Annotated in this window: 17 protein-coding genes; 9 read left to right on the top strand and 8 right to left on the bottom strand. The window is 39.0% G+C overall.

Translation table 11 applies throughout. The annotated features are described in order from the left end of the window. Window positions 1–37 precede the first annotated feature (37 nt). Together LC048_RS24855 and LC048_RS24850 are read right to left on the bottom strand one after the other, a co-directional pair. Complete coding sequence (locus LC048_RS24855) at window positions 38–1,216, bottom strand: toxic anion resistance protein (RefSeq protein WP_306049090.1); 1,179 nt, start codon at window positions 1,214–1,216, stop codon at window positions 38–40. Next, entirely contained in the window at window positions 1,216–1,866 is a 651-nt protein-coding gene (locus tag LC048_RS24850) for a 5-bromo-4-chloroindolyl phosphate hydrolysis family protein (protein ID WP_226604911.1), read from the bottom strand. Before LC048_RS24850 ends, LC048_RS24855 begins: the two co-directional genes overlap by 1 nt. A gap of 985 nt (window positions 1,867–2,851) precedes the next feature. On the opposite strand from LC048_RS24850, the gene LC048_RS24845 reads away from it, so the two are divergent. After that, complete coding sequence (locus LC048_RS24845) at window positions 2,852–3,520, top strand: C40 family peptidase (RefSeq protein WP_226604914.1); 669 nt, start codon at window positions 2,852–2,854, stop codon at window positions 3,518–3,520. Window positions 3,521–3,551: 31 nt separating this feature from the next. On the opposite strand, the gene LC048_RS24840 is transcribed toward LC048_RS24845, so the two are convergent. From LC048_RS24840 to LC048_RS24825, 4 genes are all read right to left on the bottom strand, one after another. Beyond that, complete coding sequence (locus tag LC048_RS24840; RefSeq protein WP_306049088.1) at window positions 3,552–4,796, bottom strand: BglG family transcription antiterminator; 1,245 nt, start codon at window positions 4,794–4,796, stop codon at window positions 3,552–3,554. Window positions 4,797–4,990: 194 nt separating this feature from the next. Beyond that, window positions 4,991–5,980 (bottom strand): UDP-glucose 4-epimerase GalE, encoded by a 990-nt coding sequence (galE, locus tag LC048_RS24835; RefSeq protein WP_226604920.1) that lies wholly within the window; start codon window positions 5,978–5,980, stop codon window positions 4,991–4,993. A gap of 277 nt (window positions 5,981–6,257) precedes the next feature. Continuing rightward, window positions 6,258–7,748: a glycerol kinase GlpK gene (gene glpK, locus LC048_RS24830; RefSeq protein WP_306049086.1), complete on the bottom strand. Its 1,491-nt coding sequence runs from the start codon at window positions 7,746–7,748 to the stop codon at window positions 6,258–6,260. A gap of 686 nt (window positions 7,749–8,434) precedes the next feature. Beyond that, window positions 8,435–8,983, bottom strand: a complete 549-nt coding sequence (locus LC048_RS24825) for a competence protein ComK (RefSeq protein ID WP_226604926.1) — start codon at window positions 8,981–8,983, stop codon at window positions 8,435–8,437. A gap of 628 nt (window positions 8,984–9,611) precedes the next feature. On the opposite strand from LC048_RS24825, the gene LC048_RS24820 reads away from it, so the two are divergent. Next, on the top strand, window positions 9,612–10,103 hold the full coding sequence (locus LC048_RS24820) for a sigma-70 family RNA polymerase sigma factor (RefSeq protein ID WP_226604928.1): 492 nt from the start codon (window positions 9,612–9,614) through the stop codon (window positions 10,101–10,103). 310 nt (window positions 10,104–10,413) lie between these two features. Here the strand turns inward: LC048_RS24820 and LC048_RS24815 are convergent, their stop codons facing one another. Further along, window positions 10,414–10,680 (bottom strand): IDEAL domain-containing protein, encoded by a 267-nt coding sequence (locus tag LC048_RS24815; RefSeq protein WP_226604931.1) that lies wholly within the window; start codon window positions 10,678–10,680, stop codon window positions 10,414–10,416. 415 nt (window positions 10,681–11,095) lie between these two features. Here LC048_RS24815 and LC048_RS24810 point away from each other — a divergent pair, with 415 nt between their 5' ends. The 7 genes from LC048_RS24810 to LC048_RS24780 all read left to right on the top strand — a co-directional run bounded on the left by LC048_RS24810 (window position 11,096) and on the right by LC048_RS24780 (window position 17,135). Further along, window positions 11,096–12,307 carry a processed acidic surface protein gene (locus LC048_RS24810; protein WP_226604934.1) on the top strand — a complete coding sequence of 404 codons (1,212 nt, stop codon included), beginning with the start codon at window positions 11,096–11,098 and terminating at the stop codon, window positions 12,305–12,307. Between the two features lie 4 nt (window positions 12,308–12,311). Further along, window positions 12,312–12,956: a class D sortase gene (locus LC048_RS24805; RefSeq protein ID WP_226604937.1), complete on the top strand. Its 645-nt coding sequence runs from the start codon at window positions 12,312–12,314 to the stop codon at window positions 12,954–12,956. A 204-nt stretch (window positions 12,957–13,160) separates the two neighbouring features. Then, a complete protein-coding gene (locus LC048_RS24800) occupies window positions 13,161–13,823 on the top strand; it encodes an acyltransferase (RefSeq protein ID WP_371931966.1) in 663 nt (220 codons plus the stop codon). Window positions 13,824–13,845: 22 nt separating this feature from the next. Further along, complete coding sequence (locus LC048_RS24795) at window positions 13,846–14,280, top strand: acyltransferase family protein (protein WP_371931965.1); 435 nt, start codon at window positions 13,846–13,848, stop codon at window positions 14,278–14,280. Window positions 14,281–14,557: 277 nt separating this feature from the next. Further along, window positions 14,558–14,791, top strand: coding sequence for a hypothetical protein (locus LC048_RS24790; RefSeq protein ID WP_226604942.1), 234 nt, complete (start codon window positions 14,558–14,560; stop codon window positions 14,789–14,791). Continuing rightward, on the top strand, window positions 14,778–16,715 hold the full coding sequence (locus tag LC048_RS24785) for an insertion element protein (RefSeq protein WP_226604944.1): 1,938 nt from the start codon (window positions 14,778–14,780) through the stop codon (window positions 16,713–16,715). Before LC048_RS24790 ends, LC048_RS24785 begins: the two co-directional genes overlap by 14 nt. Window positions 16,716–16,763: 48 nt before the next feature. After that, window positions 16,764–17,135 (top strand): hypothetical protein, encoded by a 372-nt coding sequence (locus tag LC048_RS24780; RefSeq protein ID WP_226604947.1) that lies wholly within the window; start codon window positions 16,764–16,766, stop codon window positions 17,133–17,135. A gap of 316 nt (window positions 17,136–17,451) precedes the next feature. Here LC048_RS24780 and LC048_RS24775 read toward each other — a convergent pair whose 3' ends face one another. After that, a complete protein-coding gene (locus LC048_RS24775) occupies window positions 17,452–18,150 on the bottom strand; it encodes an N-acetylmuramoyl-L-alanine amidase (protein WP_226604963.1) in 699 nt (232 codons plus the stop codon). Between the last annotated feature and the right edge of the window lie 204 nt (window positions 18,151–18,354).

The following is an 18,354-nucleotide window of genomic DNA, read 5'->3' as shown; positions in this document are numbered from 1 at the left end:
AAAAATGAACGAGAACTTCAAGTTCCCGTTCATTTTTTTACTTATCCTTTATTTCCAGCAGCTTTAATTTCAACTCATTTTCCATAGCTGAAAGGTCCTGCTCTGCCTGGCGCCTCTTCGTCCTGCCTTCCTCCTGGATCCTCAATGTTTCTTCCAGAGTAGTGATCAGGCTTTCCTGCGTCTTCTTCAATGTTTCGATATCCACAATACCGCGTTCATTCTCTTTCGCTGTTTCGATTGTGTTGGTTTTAAGCATTTCTGCATTCTTCAACAGTAATTCATTCGTTGTCTTTGAAACCTGTTTTTGCGCTTCAACAGCATGTCGTTGCCTGATCAATGTCAACGCAATCGCAACCTGGTTTTTCCAAAGCGGAATGGCCGTAACAATCGATGATTGGATTTTTTCCACGAGCGCCTGGTTTGTGTTCTGAATCAAGCGGATTTGCGGCGCACTCTGGATGGTGATTTCCCGGCTAAGCTTCAGGTCATATAAACGTTTATCCAGACGGTCGGCGAACTGGATCATATCGTTAACTTCCTGGAACTTCATCTGGTCCTGGGAAGCTTCTGCTTCTTTCTTTAACTGCGGAATTGTCTTTTCATGAAGCTCCTCTAGCTTCAGCTCCCCAGCAGCGATGTAGATGTTCAGGGCGTTGAAATATTCTTTATTTGTTTCATATAACTTTTCAAGCATGCCTATGTCAGAAAGCAGTACATTTTTGCTTCGGTCCAATTTCACGCTGATCCGGTCAATTTGGGTCCCTGTCTTCTGATACTTCGAGAGAATTTCCTGGACAGATCCCGAAAGCTTACCAAACATCCGCGCAAAGAATGATGGTTTATCGGCGCTTAGCTCCTCTGGGTTCATATTGTGAAGGTGCTTCATCAAATCATTGATGATCTCCCCAACTTCACCGACATCCTTTTTTTGGACATGCTCAAGCATCGCATGGGAAAAAGTCAGTAACTTTCCTTGTGCCTGAGTACCGTATTGGATCATCGCCTGGTGGTTTTTCGGGTCAATCTGCTCAGCTAATTGGTAGGCTCTCTGTCGATTTTCTTCCGGTATGACATCAATCAGCTTCACCGGTTTACTCCCCTGTTGCTGCGGGCTTGGCTGCAGCTGCATTTCCGGTGTATCACCAAATGGGTTTGTTAATATATCATCCATAATATTGCCGGTATTTTTTAATAAATTCGAATTGTTTTCAGTCATTATTTTAACCTCCTGGTTTCATCAGGAATATCATTTAGCTTCTTGATGGAATGCTTAGCTACGTCAATTTCAAAATTCAGATGGTCAATATCATCAGCCAGCATATAACTTAAATCTTTCTCAACGATTTTGGTAAGTTCCTTTAATGTATCCTGTGTATCATATAAAGATCGCTCCAGCTCACGGTTTTTTCCGGGCTGCGAAGAAAGGAACGCGTACCTCTCGCTTAGTTCCATAATTGAGTCAAGATGTGAAAAGTAAAACTGTTCAGCCTGGAAAAACCTCCTCGGTTCCCGATTGCTTAGCTTCTGGATGTTTTTCACTAGACGCAAAAGCTCCATTCTTTGCCTCAGAGAACGGATATGGCGGATCGAAAAGAGTGATTTCTGGATTTTGTTGATCTTTCCATTCGCTTCTTTAAGATTTCTCTGTATATATTTGTATTCCTTCTTAGTGAGCCTGTTTTTTTCAAGAACTCTTCGTTCAAGATAATAACCTAATCCAAGAAACATGAAGCCACCGCCAATAAACCCATAAAGTGACGACATCCAGAACGACTGGTCAAAACCAGCAAAGGCCAGCAGCCAGATAAACGCGGAAAATGGAATTGCCGCTCCGGTTTGCATGAATCGTAAAAGGAATTTATTCATTAATATCGACTCCTGTTTTTAAATCTTCCTATTTTATACGAATAGGAGACACAGAATGTTTCAATCACTGTTAAAAAATGTTTTCTCCCTCATACATTACTGCAAAACCAGCTATTTTACCACAGACCCTGTCTGTAATGTCTTCTAGGTCCTCGGACGGAGAAGGAAGCAGAGAAAACATCTTAACGAGCATGATAAAACTCGGTTCTAGCCAAGGGTCTTTATGCTAGGTATTAGATAATTTCACACTCACACCTTTTAATTGCACGCTTCTAAACAATATTTGCACGGTCATGTGGAAAAATTGCACCATATATAAACATAATTGCATCATCGTCCAAATTTCGGTTCAAATTCATTGTCTTTTTATGATGATTTTCGACCTTGTTTTAACAATAATTTCCCCTTTCGACAAAAGTGGAGGGTAAGCGTGTAATTCCTTCTGGTAATTTGTAGAAACTTTTGTTGTTTGTTTTTCTGAAAAGGGCGGTATATAAGGATTACAAGTATTAACAGTAAAAAAATACAGTTAAAGAAGGAATGGTTGAAATGAAAGTAAAAGCAGGAAGCTGGAGCATGTTGAGCCCGGAGGAAAAATTTTTATTGTTAACTGTCATCAGCAATCAATCAATAAAGCAAAAGATTAATGGATAACGAAAATGGAGTGAATTTATCAGTAATGAACTTAAATAGTGTAAAAGAAAGACTGCTATAATGTACCTATCTATATTTCAAATAATAGCAGTCTTTCAATTTTGTTTAAGATAAATAGAATAGCCTCCTTGGTTCACTTCCCTCACCAGTTCCCCCTTAATTACCTTCTGTCTCATTTCCCTATATTTTCAGGACTTTTATATTCTTAGTTCGTCATATTACTTGGAAATATTGTCGCAAATTGTAATATAAATGTAATTATCCCGTTATTTGTTTGTAACCCCTTTCGCTATATACTAGGTTTAACTTTTAACAAACGGGGGTAAATTACTTGCTTAAGAGAATCTTGACTTCTATGTTGCTCTTCACTTTACTAGCTACTGTCGTTCCGTCTATCGATAAAGCCTCTGCCTCTGGAACTACCTATTATGTTAAAATTAATTCTGGAACGTTAAATATGCGCAACAATCCTTCCACTTCCGGAAAAGTTGTTAGCACTCTTTCAAAAAATGAAGTAGTAACCGTTTCTTCCCAATTAAATGGCTGGGCGAAAGTTTCAGCAAAAGGAAAAGCAGGTTATGTAAGCTCAAAATACCTTGCACCAAAAACAGCTGCCAAAGCACCAGTTTCCAAGCCAGCTAACTATAAAGCTACAGCGATCTCTGCTGCCAAAAGTAATCTGGGAGTTAAGTATAAATGGGGCGGTAATAATCCCAATGGGTTTGACTGTTCAGGATTGGTGACTTATTCATTTGCAAAAGCTGGTGTTACATTGCCCCGAACTGCTGGAGAAATGTATAACGTAGGCACCAAAGTTACTTCATACCAGCCTGGTGACCTATTATTCTATGCAACCAGCGGCGGAAAGAAAGTTACTCACGTAGCAATTTACATTGGCAATGGACAGATGATTCACTCTGCAACTTCAAACGGTGTTTCAATCGCCAATCTTAACAATTCATATTGGAAGCCAAGGTTCATTGGTGCTAAAAGACTATAAGCAAAAACGTGGCTGACGCAGCCACGTTTTTTTATTGAATATACCGTTCAATCCACCCGCCAAAATGCATGGCAATCAGTGCGATTTCATCCTGGGAAACCTCTTTGCCGATTGCATTTTCCAGGTGATGTATCACCTTTTTAGTTTCATTGAACAACTCTGGATAGTTGCTGATGATGCCTTCAGCTAGGAGGTTATCAACCTCAAGTCCGTAAACAATGCGGTAATAGGCAGATTTCAAATGAAAATACAAACTGCGTTCGAGCACATCACGATCCCTGAAGGAGAGATGGAAATCATCTTCAAAGTCATTGACCATCTTTTCAATTAGCTTTTTTAATCTCGCAAGCTCCGCCTCACCAGGGCTGCCTGGGCAATATTCCTCATTTTTCACCTCCATCAAGCAAACCGAAAGATAGCAAAGTTCATCATCCGGGATAACCAGCTCGAATTCGTCTTCCATTCTTTCACCGATAAAACGGGCAGCCTCGTACTCGTCAGAAGGCTTAAGGATGATTTTTTCCATAGAATCCATTTTCATCATCTTTCCCTGACGGTAGCGCTTTAATAAGAAAAGCAGATGAATGCTGAGGATTTCAATAATGTCATCCGGATACTGGATATTAAGAAATTTTTCTGATTGCAGAATAATCCTGTAAATAATTGCAGCATCAGGCGAAGCAAAGATCTGGTCGGGACAGCTCTTTTTTTCAAATTCACTAGGGGTCTCATTCACCAGCCAGTGACTTTCTTTATCTGGATGAATACGTCCCAGAAAATGGACAAGGCTTCGCCGTTTATCCTGTTCTATCCCTGCAATATGATACCCTTCACCCTTGTCCAACTGAAGGTCCAGATTGTGCCTAGCCAGCTTTATCTTTAATTCTTCAATATCACGTGAAATCGTGCTTCGACTGACATTTAGCTTGGTCATCAACTCCCCCTGAAAAACAGGGTGCTCTCTGGTCAGCAGAAGTACTCCGATCCATGCTCTTCTCTCCTGTGGCGAACGGTGATATTCACGATCCAGTGCCAGTCGCCCGATTTTTTCCTTGATAAGATGTTTTTCGGCAGAATTCAAGTAAAAACCTTCGCTCAACTTATGATGGACAGGCTGCAGATTGGATTCCGCCAGCCATGCTGAGATATCCTTGATGTCGCGATAAATTGTACATCTCGAGATATTGTAATTCTCCACTAAAACATGAATATTTACCGGGGTAGACAAATGGAATAAACTGTTGAGGATTTTCACTTTCCGGTTATTTAGCGCCATGGAAAAGTTCACCCTTTTCGACAAGAAACTTTTTCTTGCTTCCATTATAAAATCTTAGAACACTTTTTCATACCCCGCGGGTATTTAATTTTGCCAAAAAACAAGCTATCGTCCATTATTTGAACGGTAGCTTATCTGATCATACCCTTACTATTTCTTCATTTCATTCGCAATCAATATTCTGTCCAATTGTTCTATTTACCAGCGTAGCCCCCTGGATGCTTTTGAAACCAATTCCAAGCGCTGTTAATCATTGTATTAAGTGCTGTGTATTTGGGTTTCCAGCCGAGTTCGTCTGCCGCTTTTCCCGAAGAAGCAACAAGGCTTGCCGGGTCTCCCTCACGTCTTGGGGCAACTTCAGCAGGAATCTTCTTGCCTGTAATTTCACGTGAAATCTCTATCACTTCTTTTACAGAGAAGCCGTTGCCATTCCCGAGATTATAAACAGAACTTGTTCCGCCCTCGCGCAGTCTTTTAATGGCGAGAATATGAGCATCAGCAAGGTCCGTCACATGAATATAATCACGAATGCAGGAGCCATCCGCTGTATCATAGTCATCCCCGAAAATCATGATTTTTTCACGTTTGCCAAGCGCGACCTGCAATACGATTGGAATCAGGTGTGTCTCAGGCACGTGGTCTTCGCCAAGCTTGCCATCTAGATCGGCACCGGCAACATTAAAATACCTGAGGACAACATGCTTAATACCATAAGCCCATTCAGACCATTGGAGCATTTTTTCGATTACCAGCTTCGTTTCCCCATAAGGATTGGTAGGGTTGGTCTGCAATGTTTCAGGTATTGGCATTAGGTCTGGTTCCCCATAAACCGCTGCAGTCGAAGAGAAAACCATCTTCTTTACTTTGTGTTTTGACATCGCTTTTAAAAGTGAAATTGCGCCGCCGACATTATTGTCAAAATACTTAAGCGGATCTTCCATACTTTCGCCAACAAGAGAATCAGCCGCAAAATGTACTACTGTATCAATCTTTTCGGCGAAAACTCGATCAAGGAATACAGAATCCCTTAAATCCCCTTCGAAAAACTTCGCTTCATTAAATAAAGCCTCCTTATGCCCATTTTGGAGATTATCTATGACCACTACTTTCTCCCCGAGTTTTATTAGCTCCAATACAGTGTGACTCCCAATATAACCAGCACCACCAGTAACTAAAACTGCCATGAATAATCCCTCCCAGTAGAAATATTTATTAATTTTTATTAAAAGTCATACGACTTTTTTAATAAAAGGAGAATGATTTGTCATACAGCTGTGGAATATAGAAATTTCATGCGGACCATATTCTGGATCTAACGAGCATTAGTTATTATTCAAATCAAATTCCCGGATTCATACCTATCTTCATCCAGATTCATAAACAAAAAGAGCCCAAGAAACATTACCCATTAGACAGTAATGCACTTGGTCTCTTTAGCTAACTCTATTTAAAAAGTTTACATTATTTAAACGCCATCGTAGCGTTGACGGCTTTTTTCCAGCCTCTGTATAACTGCTCGCGGCTATCCTCAGACATCTTCGGTTCAAATGCACGGTCAATCGCCCACTGGGAAGCAATTTCCTTCTGATCAGCCCAATAGCCAACCGCGAGTCCTGCCAAATATGCTGCACCAAGTGCGGTTGTCTCGTTGACTACAGGTCTTTCGACAGGAACGTTGAGGATATCGCTTTGGAAGTTCATCAGGAAGTTGTTTTTCACGGCACCGCCATCGACACGCAGTGTTTTTAGCTCAATACCTGAGTCTGCCTCCATCGCGGTCAGCACATCCCTTGTCTGATAGGCAAGGGACTCCAGGGTCGCGCGAACGAAGTGTTCCTTGCTAGTTCCGCGGGTCAGGCCAAATACTGCCCCTCTGACGTCACTGTCCCAATAAGGAGTTCCCAGTCCAACGAAGGCTGGAACCACATAAACTCCGTCAGTGGACTCCACCTTTTCAGCATACGTCTCACTATCGCTCGCATGCTTTAGCATCCTCAATCCATCCCGGAGCCACTGTAGCGCTGATCCGGCCACGAAAATACTGCCTTCGAGCGCGTATTCTACCTTTCCGTTCAGGCCCCAGGAAATTGTTGTCAATAAACCGTGTTCAGACTGTACCGCTTTTTCACCTGTATTCATCAGCATGAAGCAGCCAGTGCCATACGTATTTTTTCCCATACCTTCCTCGAAGCACGCCTGCCCGAACAGTGCAGCCTGCTGGTCACCTGCAGCCCCGGCGATTGGGATTTCCTGCCCAAAGAAGTGATGCGGTGCCGTTTTGGCATAGACTTCAGACGATTGGCGAACCTCCGGCAGCATAGATGCTGGAACACCGAGGATTTGTAGGAGCTCTTCGTCCCATTTGAGGTCATGGATATTAAACATCAGCGTACGCGAGGCATTGCTGTAATCCGTTACGTGAGCCTGCCCACCAGATAACTTCCAGATCAGCCATGTATCGATCGTTCCGAACATCAGCTTTCCTGCTTCCGCTTTCTCCCTTGCTCCGTCGACATGATCCAGGATCCATTTCACTTTCGTTCCTGAAAAATAAGCATCGATCAACAGACCTGTTTTTTTCCTGAAAAGGTCATTGTGTCCTGCCGCTTTTAACTCATCACAAATCTGGCTCGTCTGTCTCGATTGCCAGACAATCGCATTGTAGACAGGCACTCCTGTTTCCTTATCCCAGACGACCGTCGTTTCCCGCTGATTCGTGATCCCTATTCCGGCTATCTCCTCAGGCTTAATATTTGATTCCGTAAGAACACTAGCAATCACCGCCAAAATCGAACCCCAGATTTCATTCGCATTATGTTCCACCCAGCCTGGCTTAGGGAACAATTGAGTAAATTCTTTTTGTGCCACATGGACAATCTTACCCTTTTTATTGAAAAGAATCGCCCGTGAGCTTGTCGTGCCCTGATCCAGTGATAAAATGTATTTCTCCATCCCATAATCCCCCCTGTAATTAAAAAGAGGAGAACCCCTACAGAAACTGCCCTAGTAATAGGATTTGTCTGTGTGATTCTCCCCGACTCCATCACGAATATTAACTTATTTGCAGTATACCGTACATAGAAATCGCTTTCAATGGTTTTTGTGTTGGACTACATTTTTCATCTACTCTCTCATGCAACATAAAGGTCAAATAAAAAATTATATGGGCGAGATACTGCTGCATAAGGGTACGATTTGACCTTTTTCGTTACCTTATGAGTGGCGATGCTGCTGCATAAGGGTACGATTTGACCTTTTTCGTTACCTTATGAGAGACGATGCTGCTGCATAAGGGTACGATTTGACCTTTTTCGTTACCTTATGAGTGGCGATGCTGCTGCATAAGGGTACGATTTGACCTTTTTCGTTACCTTATGAATGGCGATACTGCTGCATAAGGGTACGATTTGACCTTTTTCGTTACCTTATGAATGGCGATGCTGCTGCATAAGGGTACGATTTGACCTTTTTCGTTACCTTATGAGAGGCGATGCTGCTCCATAAGGGTACGATTTGACCTTTTTCGTTACCTTATGAATGGCGATGCTGCTGCATAAGGGTACGATTTGACCTTTTTCGTTACCTTATGAGAGGCGATGCTGCTCCATAAGGGTACGATTTGACCTTTTTCGTTACTCCTAATTAAGTGTATACCGCTTAACCCCCTCTCCCTCTATCATCTCAATCCCTTTCTTTGATTCTACAAAAAACGTTAGAGAACCTTTTGAGTTCTTTGTCATCTTTTCTCTTAGTTCTTCAGCCTTTTTCCTTCTTTGGTTAAAGGCGGATTCTTTCATTTGTATGATGACCTTATGACCATAGCTCAATTCAACTTCTGTTCTGCGTATTCCCAGAGCTTTTGTCCCTTTTACATGCATCAAAGAGAACCATATGCAAAAATCATCATTGTATGACTTGGTCGGGAATAACCAGATTCCCAGATTGCAGTTAACCTTAATTGGGCACATACTGACATCGCCCAGCAGTCTTCTCGCACTTTTGCGGCCTGTTTTAAAATTAGAACCAACACCTATCATCGTTTCATCGATAATTTTTAATGGTCTCATATCAACCAGGAATGTTTCTTCCCCATGGATCACCCTAGCATATAGCTTTCCATTCACATGATATTCTCCAGTCAATAGCACTGATTCTTCATTGAGTATGTATTCCGATAACACGTCCATCGTATCCTCTCCTTTTAAAATCTATTGATTATTTGATAAGAAAAGGTATACTAACATAGTTGGTATACCCAACACTTGTCCTCGGGAGTCCACCAAGACTTTTTCCCGAGGGCATCTTTATTTTTATTGGATTTCTTCATCTCACCCCTTTAACCCCTACTGGTATTATTATATAAATTCTTCCTTTTATATGTAAATCAGCTTTAAATGTTCCTCTAAAATAATGAATCTTATGGAATATTGTCAAAAAAATGTTTTTTCTGTATAATATATGCTATTTTTCATAAATCCCTTTGAATTTTGCAATTATCCTTTAGATTACCTCCATTAACCGTTCTTTTCATATACATGAATAGTGCTAACCTTCCCTGCCAACCCCAAAAAATATTTTTCTTAGGTTGACAAACAATATTCACAATTTAATGGAAAACTCATTTTTATACTCTTTATTCATGAAGTTGTCTAATAACTCTTAAAAATTGATTTTTGGATGCAAAATAGGCTCTTTATTGAGCTTTTTTGTATCCAAAATTGATTTTTTGCGATTGGCTCAACTCCCACTTTCCAAAGTATCTTAAAGCTACCCGGGAATATAAGTCAGTCGCGCGCGATCCAGGAAGGATTGCAAATGGATAATTTTGACCAATTAGCTAAACAGTATGAACCAATGATTCATAAAATCATTCGTACCTTGCACATCTATAAAAACCAAAAAGAGTATTTCCATATAGGATTGGTAGCACTCTGGGAAGCAGCTGAAGCTTTTGATCCGGTTAAAGGCGCGTTCTCAAATTACGCATATAGCTTTATTAAGGGACAGATCCTTAATGAAATGAACCGGAGCAATAAATATGAAGAAAGAAGTGTCTTTCCGAAGGAAGAATATTGGGAAACAATCGTGGACCAAAACTCAGGCAGTCCGTTTGAGGTAGAATTTCTTCTTAGTTATTGCGGAACGCTGACTGAGAAGGAAACTAAATGGGTTATCTATACGTGTGTTGATTTTTTGTCTATAAAAGAAATTGCTGAAAGAGAACAAGTCTCCTTTTCAGCTGTGAAACAGTGGCGAAGTGGCGCTAAAAGAAAGTTAAAGGAGCAATTGTTAGAGATTGTTGATTAATCTAGCTTGTGAAGGGCAGGAAACTCAAATTGGAACATTAGTAAGCTATTATCCTGCAAAAAGATTAAGGCCGTTTTCATTTTATTGGCGAAGTTCACAACTTTATTAGCGATTTTCAGATTTTATTGGCGAACTGGAAATTCCAGTCGGTTTTTTCCAGTTAAATCAATTAATCAAAGCCGAAGCTTCTAATTCCTCACACTAAGTTGTGGAGTTGGACCAGTACTTTCTTTTACAATAAAAGCCTGAAACCATTGATATTCTTTGGTCTCAGGCTTTTTATATAATCCAAATTTTATTCCGTTTCACCTTACAAAGCATCCTTCCAATTATCAGAAGTCAATTCCATGAATCTTTCCTTATTCTTGTTTTTGAGCGCCAAGTCAATTTCTTCTTCTCTTCTTTTCTCTAGAAATTCATTCTGCACCTTTTGAATGATTCTGTTTGCCCCATCCGTATACCTTGTTTTTTCACGGATCAGTATCATCTCCGTATTGTCTGCATCATGAATGGTATCCATGTACATATTCAAGTTCGCTTCTTGTTTATAATAATTAGAGTTCTTGTCGTTTTTCATCAACCATCCCTGCCTTTATTTGGGGTTTAGTGTTAAATACTATTTACCCGATTTTTCAGGATAATAACTTGTTGAAGGGATTTTTCATTAAGTTTCTTATATGAAAGACACAGAAGCTATTGAACAGGTATTTACATGACCCCTATTAAGAACCAACTATTGGATGTATCTTACTAATCATTCTTGTTGGAAAAGTCGTCATTCAAACGATTAATCTTGCTCAATATTCTTGCGATGAGCTATCGGAGTTTAATAGTAATCCACTCAAAATGAATAAGAGGAGTACAGACATGAATTTGTCAATAGATTCACCTGAAAAAAAGTAATATTTTTACAAAAATATCCACTATCTGTTTTTTCTGAAAGGTTATATAATACTTTTGTAGTATATATGAATTGTAGGAGGAAGAGTTACTTGAAGCGTGTTTTATCTATTATCTTGGCTTTCACATTGACGTTGGGACTGCTTCCATTTGCTGCACTTGCCGCGGTCGATCCTAAGGATCAAGAGTTCCAAAATTACCTGCAGGAAATTGGTATGTCTGAGGAGGATTTCGTTGCCTATTTAACACACTGGCATGATTATTCTTTAGAAGAATTTGAAGATTTAGAAGATTTAATTGAATATCTGGGACCTGTCTTGGATGAGGAAAACCTCCAAGAGTTGCTTGCCGAATATGGAATGACAGAAGAAGAATTCAACCAGTTCCTTGAAGAAACCGACACCACATTGGATGAATTCGTTTTTTATGAGGATTTATATTTCAGTGTATCAGAATGGCTATATACTGAAGAAATGACTCCTATCACTGACGAAAACCTGCAAACGCTTCTTGAAACCTATGAATTTGGATCAATTGAAGAATTGGAAGCTTTCCTGAATTCTTATGATGATTCAATCGAAAACTATGAATATATCGAAGAACTTGAATTCGCTATTGCGGAACACTACTTCATGGAAGCCAAGGATGACTTGATTAACACTTTGGATTCTTTTGGCCTTTCTCTTGCAGAAGCCAATAAACTTGCCAATCATGTCGTTTCTATCTTAGAAAATCCTGACCTTGATCCTGAACAATTTTTCACAGCGCTTGAGGGATACGGTGCTAGATTAATGGATTTCCCTGAGTTTGACAGCGCATCTGAACTTTCTGCTGAAGACATTGCCGAGTTCATTGACATTTGGGATGGCATGCTTACTTTGTTGGACCTAAAAGTAGAATACTATCTGGTAAAGGATGGAGTAACTACTCCTGTTTCATTTGCATCCCTTATGCAAATGAATTCTACTAATGGAGCCGACCTAATGATAAAAATCTATTCTACCAATGGTGATCTTTTAGCTGACATGGTCATCACAAAAGAAATGTTCGACTCCGAATTCATTGAAGAAACTGGAGAAAACATTGAAGATACAACAGATGCAGCTGAAGAAGTTAAAAAAGCTGCCGATGAAGTGGCAAAAGCTGAGAAGAAAGCTCCTGCAGCCAAAGCACCTGCAAAAACGGTCAAAGGCGGCAAGCTGCCGAACACTGCTTCTGATTACCTGCAAAATACAATGGCAGGATTAGCGATGATCCTTCTTGGGGCTATTGTATTCAGGAAAGTGAAAGCTACACGTGCATAAATATATGAAAGGAAGAAGAACCGGAAAACTGGTTCTTCTTTCCTTATCCGTTGTCATAATCGTATTCGGTTTCTGGTTCAGCGGAACAAACGTTTATAAATTCATGAAGGGCTATTGGTTATTTAAAACTGGAGAACCAAAAACAGAGGTCGTCCTTGCCAATAAGCCTGATCCGACAGCAGATAGAAAACCGCAAGAAAGTCCTAAAAAGAATCTCTATTCGGAAAGACCTGAAGAAGGAGAAATGTTCGGCAATCTCTTCATTCCTAAACTTGACGCCAACTTGCCAATCTATCATGGTACTGATGAGGACGAGCTTGAAAAAGGTGTAGGGCATTTTGCCGGCAGCGTGCTTCCAGGTGAGAAGGATAATTCTGTCCTCTCTGGCCACAGAGATACTGTTTTTCGCAAGCTTGGCGATGTAGGCAAAGGTGATTTGCTGATAGTCTCAACAGAAGCAGGCGAATTCACGTACAAGGTCAGAAAAGTCCGCATTGTTGATGCAGATGACAGGACAGTAATTGTTCCAAAACCAAGAGCAACGCTGACTGTGACCACATGCTATCCTTTTGATTTCATTGGAGATGCACCTGAACGATATATCCTGGTAGCTGACTTAATTGAAGACTCTGTTTCCAGGAAAGAATAAACCTGAGCGAAAGCTAATCTTCGCTCAGGTTTTTTGTATCTTTTACATGTCTGACAATAAATATATAATTCACCTAAAATACAGTAATTATATTAAGATAATAATACATAACCATTAAAAATAGGTTAAATGAAGAGACATACAGCTTTTTTCTTGTATTATGTAGAAGGCTTTTTCTACTTTTATAAGAAGGTTGTGAGATGGATGAGGAATAAACGTGAACACATTTATGAAATTCATTATATCCGTGCGATCGCTAGCTTAATGGTCCTTCTTGTCCATGTGTCAGCAGCTTACTTCTATCAGCATGACAAACAATATAATGATTATACCTTTTTTATTAACCAAATCAGTCGCTTTGGAACTCCAATGTTTGCGATGATGAGTGGGTTTTTGCTATTCTATCAGACTAGGACAAGAGGCTTCCAATTAAAAAGGTTTCTTTCGAGCCGCTTTACGAAGATAGGCATTCCCTTTCTTGTATGGAGTGTTTTCTATCTTCTATTTACGTACTTCATCTTGAAAATCAATCCCATGCGAGATGGCATGGAGAGCTTTTTAATCAATTTTCTATCTGGAAATGCTTTTTATCATTTATATTTTATATCCATTGTTTTTCAATTTTATCTAATCTTCCCGATTCTGCAGTTATTTCGTTCAAAAATAATGTGGCCTTTCTTATTGGTGCTTGCAGGGTTGATTAATTGGTACTTTGTGAAGGTTGATGTTTCCGCCCAATTTGAAGGGGTTGCAGGGTTGATATTAAGCCAGCGCGCTTTTCTGCCGGAATGGATCTTCTTCTTTATTTTCGGGGGGATTTTTAGCTTATTACTGGGAGACTCTTCTCGCATTTTCAAAGAGATATAAAATAGCGCTAAGTTTCGCCTCAGTGATAGTGATTGCTTTATCGGTCCTCGAATATCGAAGTGCTGGCTCTATTGCTTCAAATAGAACAGCAAACTTTATTAATATTCCTATCTTGACTTTATTTATGGCTGGAATCATGGACGATATAAGGAAGGTTAGGATTCTTGATAAATTCCTAAAAGAAATAGGGACTTTATCAATGGCAATTTATCTAATTCATCCATTTGTGATTAACATATTTGAAAGAGTTGCGCCCTCAATCCTTTGGAAGACATCTTTATTCCCTATTACTTTTGGAATCATCCTATTAGGGACAATATTCCTTACTAAACTTATACAGTTGCTTCCGTTCAGCAATTATATTTTGACTGTACCTAAAATAAAAGACTCTGGCAGCGATAAACAGCTAAAAACAAGGGGTAAGATAGTACATGTAGCCAAGTTGGCCAAGAATTAGCAAAGTGAAAAGGAGAGCCGGCAACATGTAACGGGTTCCGTTCCCTATCGCAAACGAAGAAAATGTAATATTAAACACCTATCGAATTGTATACCAATTTGATAGGTGTTTTTTCTTGGTAAAAAGGGATTTATTGCCCATTTTGATGTTTATTTGTATAGCAAAATGCCTATAATATTGCTAATATATACTAGCCAGTATATATAAGCAATTCGACCTATAAATTACTATACAAATTAGCTAGCATATTTTTACCAATAAATAGGAGTCGGTATATTTGAAAATCAAGCCTAAGTACCCGAATACAGAGGACGTTAAATTTAAGCTGTCCTTCCAATCTCGAAAAATTTTAGAGCATTATTCCGATTATACGGGTCTAACACCTTCACAGGTATTAGAGGAGGTATTGCCGCACTTGCTAAAGGATGATGATTTCATCAAGTATGTAGAAACCAAACGTAGTAATAAGCGTATGAAGCTTGAATTGGGTATAAGCGATGTACAAAATTAAACGTTTGGCTAATTTGGCTGACCCTATTTGTCGCATTGAACCAAACATCTCTTCAGAAGAACTTGTGAAACGTATAAATGATTACAATGTATTGTCAGATAAAAAAATGAAAACTCTATATATTCATTCTGCCTTTCGAGAAGTGCATTTGCATTGGGGCGAGAAAGAATATGAAATTCAAGTAAATTACTGTTCTGACCCCTTTTGTAAAAACCATAGGCAGCCTCAAGAAGATTATAAGATTGGCAAAAGTAAAAGATATAAATTTACAGGCAAGGATGGTTCAAGAACAATCAATTGTGTGCCAGACCCGACTAATCAAATGGGTGTACCGACTTTAGGGTGCTATACGAAGACTTTTTCCAATTGGTCCTTAGCAACTGAAATAGAAAGATTGGTTCGCATTAATTCCACTGTTCCTTTGGAGCCCGACTACGAATTCCATAAAGATGATTGTTCAGAAAATCAGACTTATTTTGAAAACCCAAAATCCTTCTATAAACGAGGAAAAGCAACATCTAAAGCTCAAATTGTTCAATGTAAATCCTGTAAAAAATATACAAATATATTGCCTAATAAGTCGCAGACCACATCGTACACACAAAAACGGAATGACATTTTGCTTACCTTTGCAGAACATTTAATTAACCGAGTTCCCGTTTCAAGTACGTGTAAAATATTAGGGATAGGGCGAAGCACTTATTACAGTAAACTAGAATGGCTTTATCGCTGTTGTTTGGAATTTTTGGAAATTAGAGAGGCGAAGCAATTTGCTAAACAAATATTTCCTCGGATTTGGTTGAATACCGATATGATGATGTATTACCTAAACAATGTTCGAAAAAAGGGACAGCCACGAACAAAAGGAACGGTATCGGAGAAGCAGTTACAAACACAGACGGTTGTTACAACCGATTTAACTTCTCGTTATGTCTTCAGGGCAGATATAGCGTATGATTGGGACATTGATTTTAAAAAAATTGAAATGGACACTCTAGCCTACAAAGATGACCATTTACCAGTAGAACTGCGGAAAAATGCAAAGTATACAAATTACTCGTATTATCCTATGGAGCCGATTGTGAATGATACGCAGAGTTCAGCAGACTATTACCGTGAAATACAAGATTATATGTTAAGAGGAAAATATGTCGATGGATTGCACATCAATCATACATATACGGCGATGGCTCAGATGTTTTTAATAAAACAAATGGTGAAAACGGACAAATGGCGTGTGGTTAGCGATGATGATATGGTGTTGAAATCTGCCATAAAAAAGGTATTCGCAGAAGAAATCAGTAAGGGTAGATTGCATTATTTTGTTAACACCTTCGATAAGACACTATCAAGGGAAGCTGCTTTTCAAGAATATATCGATGCAAATAAACACCTGAAAAATTGGGCGGAGTCCAATGGTTTAAAGGAACAATCTGATTATGAGGTAGCGATTGAATATTTGAGAAGAAGGTTAGCTGTACACAAATTTTACGAAACAAAAGTAGCTCCGGACGGTACACCTTATAATGTCCATAAATCTAATAAGATTGAACATCCCATTGCGATGGCTGACCGAGGAAGCCGTTATATTGATGTGATTTCAGATACCTCAAAGGTATCAGATGAACACCTAGCAAGGCTAATTACAAGGGCTAATGATAATGCGGTAAATGCCTTTTTACAGGAAATTAGACGTAGCTTATCTATTTTGGAGAGACCGTTAGTGACATCAAGGGGTGACGGAAAATCATATATTTACAGCAATTTCAATCCAAAATATGCACAAATGGCAATCACAATTTTACGAACCTACTACAACTTTTGTCAGCCTTTTAAAACCTACGGAGATGAGCTGACCCCTGCACAGAGAATTGGTATTGCCAAAAGAGCATATAGTTGGAGGGATATTATTTATAAGCGTTAATTCCTTTAATAGTCGAATTCACATACTAAATCTTGTAGGAGCAATTAAATGAAAAAAACAATTAAGGTGATAACGTTAACATTACTGTCACTTGGATTACTTATTGGTGGAGTAATTTGCATTTTATTTTTGATATTTTCACCTGATAAGTTTAACCAAGACAGATGGTTAAAAAAGCCAGAGGAAAGAGTAGATATGGTGGATAGCCTGCTCTCGGAAGTGAACTTGAAAGGAAAAACCAAAGCGGAAATAATAGAACTTTTAGGAGAACAAGAAAAAGATGTATATTTTAAAGAACCGAACAATCTTGTATATTACTTAGGTGCCGAGCGTGGTTTTATTAGTATTGATAGTGAATGGCTAGTAATTTGGTTTGATGATAAAGGCAAAATGACGAATTATGAAGTTAAAACAGATTAACAAAATAAATACAGTGTACAGCCCAGTTCTAAAATGACTGGGCTATTTTTATAAACAAAATGCACCGCAAAAGCGGTGCAAATTAATATACATTTTACCATCCATTTTCTATTGTAATTTCAAGTTTTGCGATAGGAAACGGAACCCGTTAGGCAACATGGCTCTCCTTTTCATTAAAATCCTAGCTTACCTATGTTTTATATAAAATTAACTTTCTATATTTTTTATTTATTTAGTTGCGTCTGATTGATTTCTTTAAGTATTTACATATACCCAATACTGATTCCGAGCATAGAAAATAATGCTCCTCCTCCCTTCATTTCTCCCCTAATATCCTTGACCAGTCAAATAAACTTCCCGGATCTGTTTTACGTTCTGGTGCGTATTCATCATGACCAACTATATGATTCTTGTCTCTCTTAATCTCTTTGTTTCTTGCCAGTATATCATCAATAAGCAGATTAAGAGCTTTATATTGTGCTTCAGTATAGCCGATATGTTTCAGGGGTATTTTCTTATAGTGCTCTGGAGACATCATTTGCTGCATTTCGGATTGTGTTCCGATGGCCATTAACTCAACACCAATCGAATATCTATTCAACTGATTATTATAATCTGTATACTTGGTAAGTTCCCCTTTCCCTGCATGGCGGGCGGCCCGGCTTTCCGGGAGCAGAAAGTATATTTCTCCTTCCCGATCAATCATGTAATGTGGCGAGACATCGTAATCAATAAAAACTTTTCTGATGTCCTCATATATATATGGATTCTCAGGATTGACTCCGGCATTGCTTATAAAGTGCAATACAACATGGGTTGGTATATTGCTCTTTGGCACAAAATTCATATTAGGCATAAAGTCTTTAGTTACAGGAATTTGAATTTGAGTTTGGACAATCTTTTGTTCTTTCACTTCTGCACTTGCCACTGCTTCCTCCTGAAGCCCTTCTGAGCATCCACTCAAGATCAGTAACAAGAAAAATACTAGCTTTCTTAATAATACCCTCTTTTTCATTCTTCTCCCCCAGTACTCTTTCTATTTCAGAACAATTCGGCAGATAAATTGAAATTCCTTCGCAGCTCTCTCCTTTTTATTGTACTGCGGCTATTATCCTTGTATTGAATACATACATCCTAACTATCGGTTCTTTTCTCCCATTACTAAATTACCAAATTAACGAATTTTCAATTTATTTAATTTATATCGTGTCAATTTTGA

Origin of the sequence: Mesobacillus subterraneus (assembly GCF_020524355.2) — a bacterium.
Lineage (GTDB): Bacteria > Bacillota > Bacilli > Bacillales > Cytobacillaceae > Mesobacillus > Mesobacillus subterraneus_C.
The sequence above is the reverse complement of the archived record's forward strand: the minus strand, read 5'-3'. Positions and strand labels throughout refer to the sequence as shown.

What these genes read in the sequence shown, in the direction of transcription:
- LC048_RS24850 (WP_226604911.1), bottom strand. Translation starts at nt 1,866, where the DNA reads ATGAATAAATTCCTTTTACGATTCATGCAAACCGGAGCGGCAATTCCA.
- LC048_RS24805 (WP_226604937.1), top strand. Translation starts at nt 12,312, where the DNA reads ATGAAAGGAAGAAGAACCGGAAAACTGGTTCTTCTTTCCTTATCCGTT.
- LC048_RS24780 (WP_226604947.1), top strand. Translation starts at nt 16,764, where the DNA reads ATGAAAAAAACAATTAAGGTGATAACGTTAACATTACTGTCACTTGGA.
- LC048_RS24815 (WP_226604931.1), bottom strand. Translation starts at nt 10,680, where the DNA reads ATGAAAAACGACAAGAACTCTAATTATTATAAACAAGAAGCGAACTTG.
- LC048_RS24855 (WP_306049090.1), bottom strand. Translation starts at nt 1,216, where the DNA reads ATGACTGAAAACAATTCGAATTTATTAAAAAATACCGGCAATATTATG.
- glpK (WP_306049086.1), bottom strand. Translation starts at nt 7,748, where the DNA reads ATGGAGAAATACATTTTATCACTGGATCAGGGCACGACAAGCTCACGG.
- LC048_RS24785 (WP_226604944.1), top strand. Translation starts at nt 14,778, where the DNA reads ATGTACAAAATTAAACGTTTGGCTAATTTGGCTGACCCTATTTGTCGC.
- LC048_RS24825 (WP_226604926.1), bottom strand. Translation starts at nt 8,983, where the DNA reads ATGGACGTGTTATCGGAATACATACTCAATGAAGAATCAGTGCTATTG.
- LC048_RS24820 (WP_226604928.1), top strand. Translation starts at nt 9,612, where the DNA reads ATGGATAATTTTGACCAATTAGCTAAACAGTATGAACCAATGATTCAT.
- LC048_RS24775 (WP_226604963.1), bottom strand. Translation starts at nt 18,150, where the DNA reads ATGAAAAAGAGGGTATTATTAAGAAAGCTAGTATTTTTCTTGTTACTG.
- LC048_RS24800 (WP_371931966.1), top strand. Translation starts at nt 13,161, where the DNA reads ATGAGGAATAAACGTGAACACATTTATGAAATTCATTATATCCGTGCG.
- LC048_RS24840 (WP_306049088.1), bottom strand. Translation starts at nt 4,796, where the DNA reads ATGGCGCTAAATAACCGGAAAGTGAAAATCCTCAACAGTTTATTCCAT.
- galE (WP_226604920.1), bottom strand. Translation starts at nt 5,980, where the DNA reads ATGGCAGTTTTAGTTACTGGTGGTGCTGGTTATATTGGGAGTCACACT.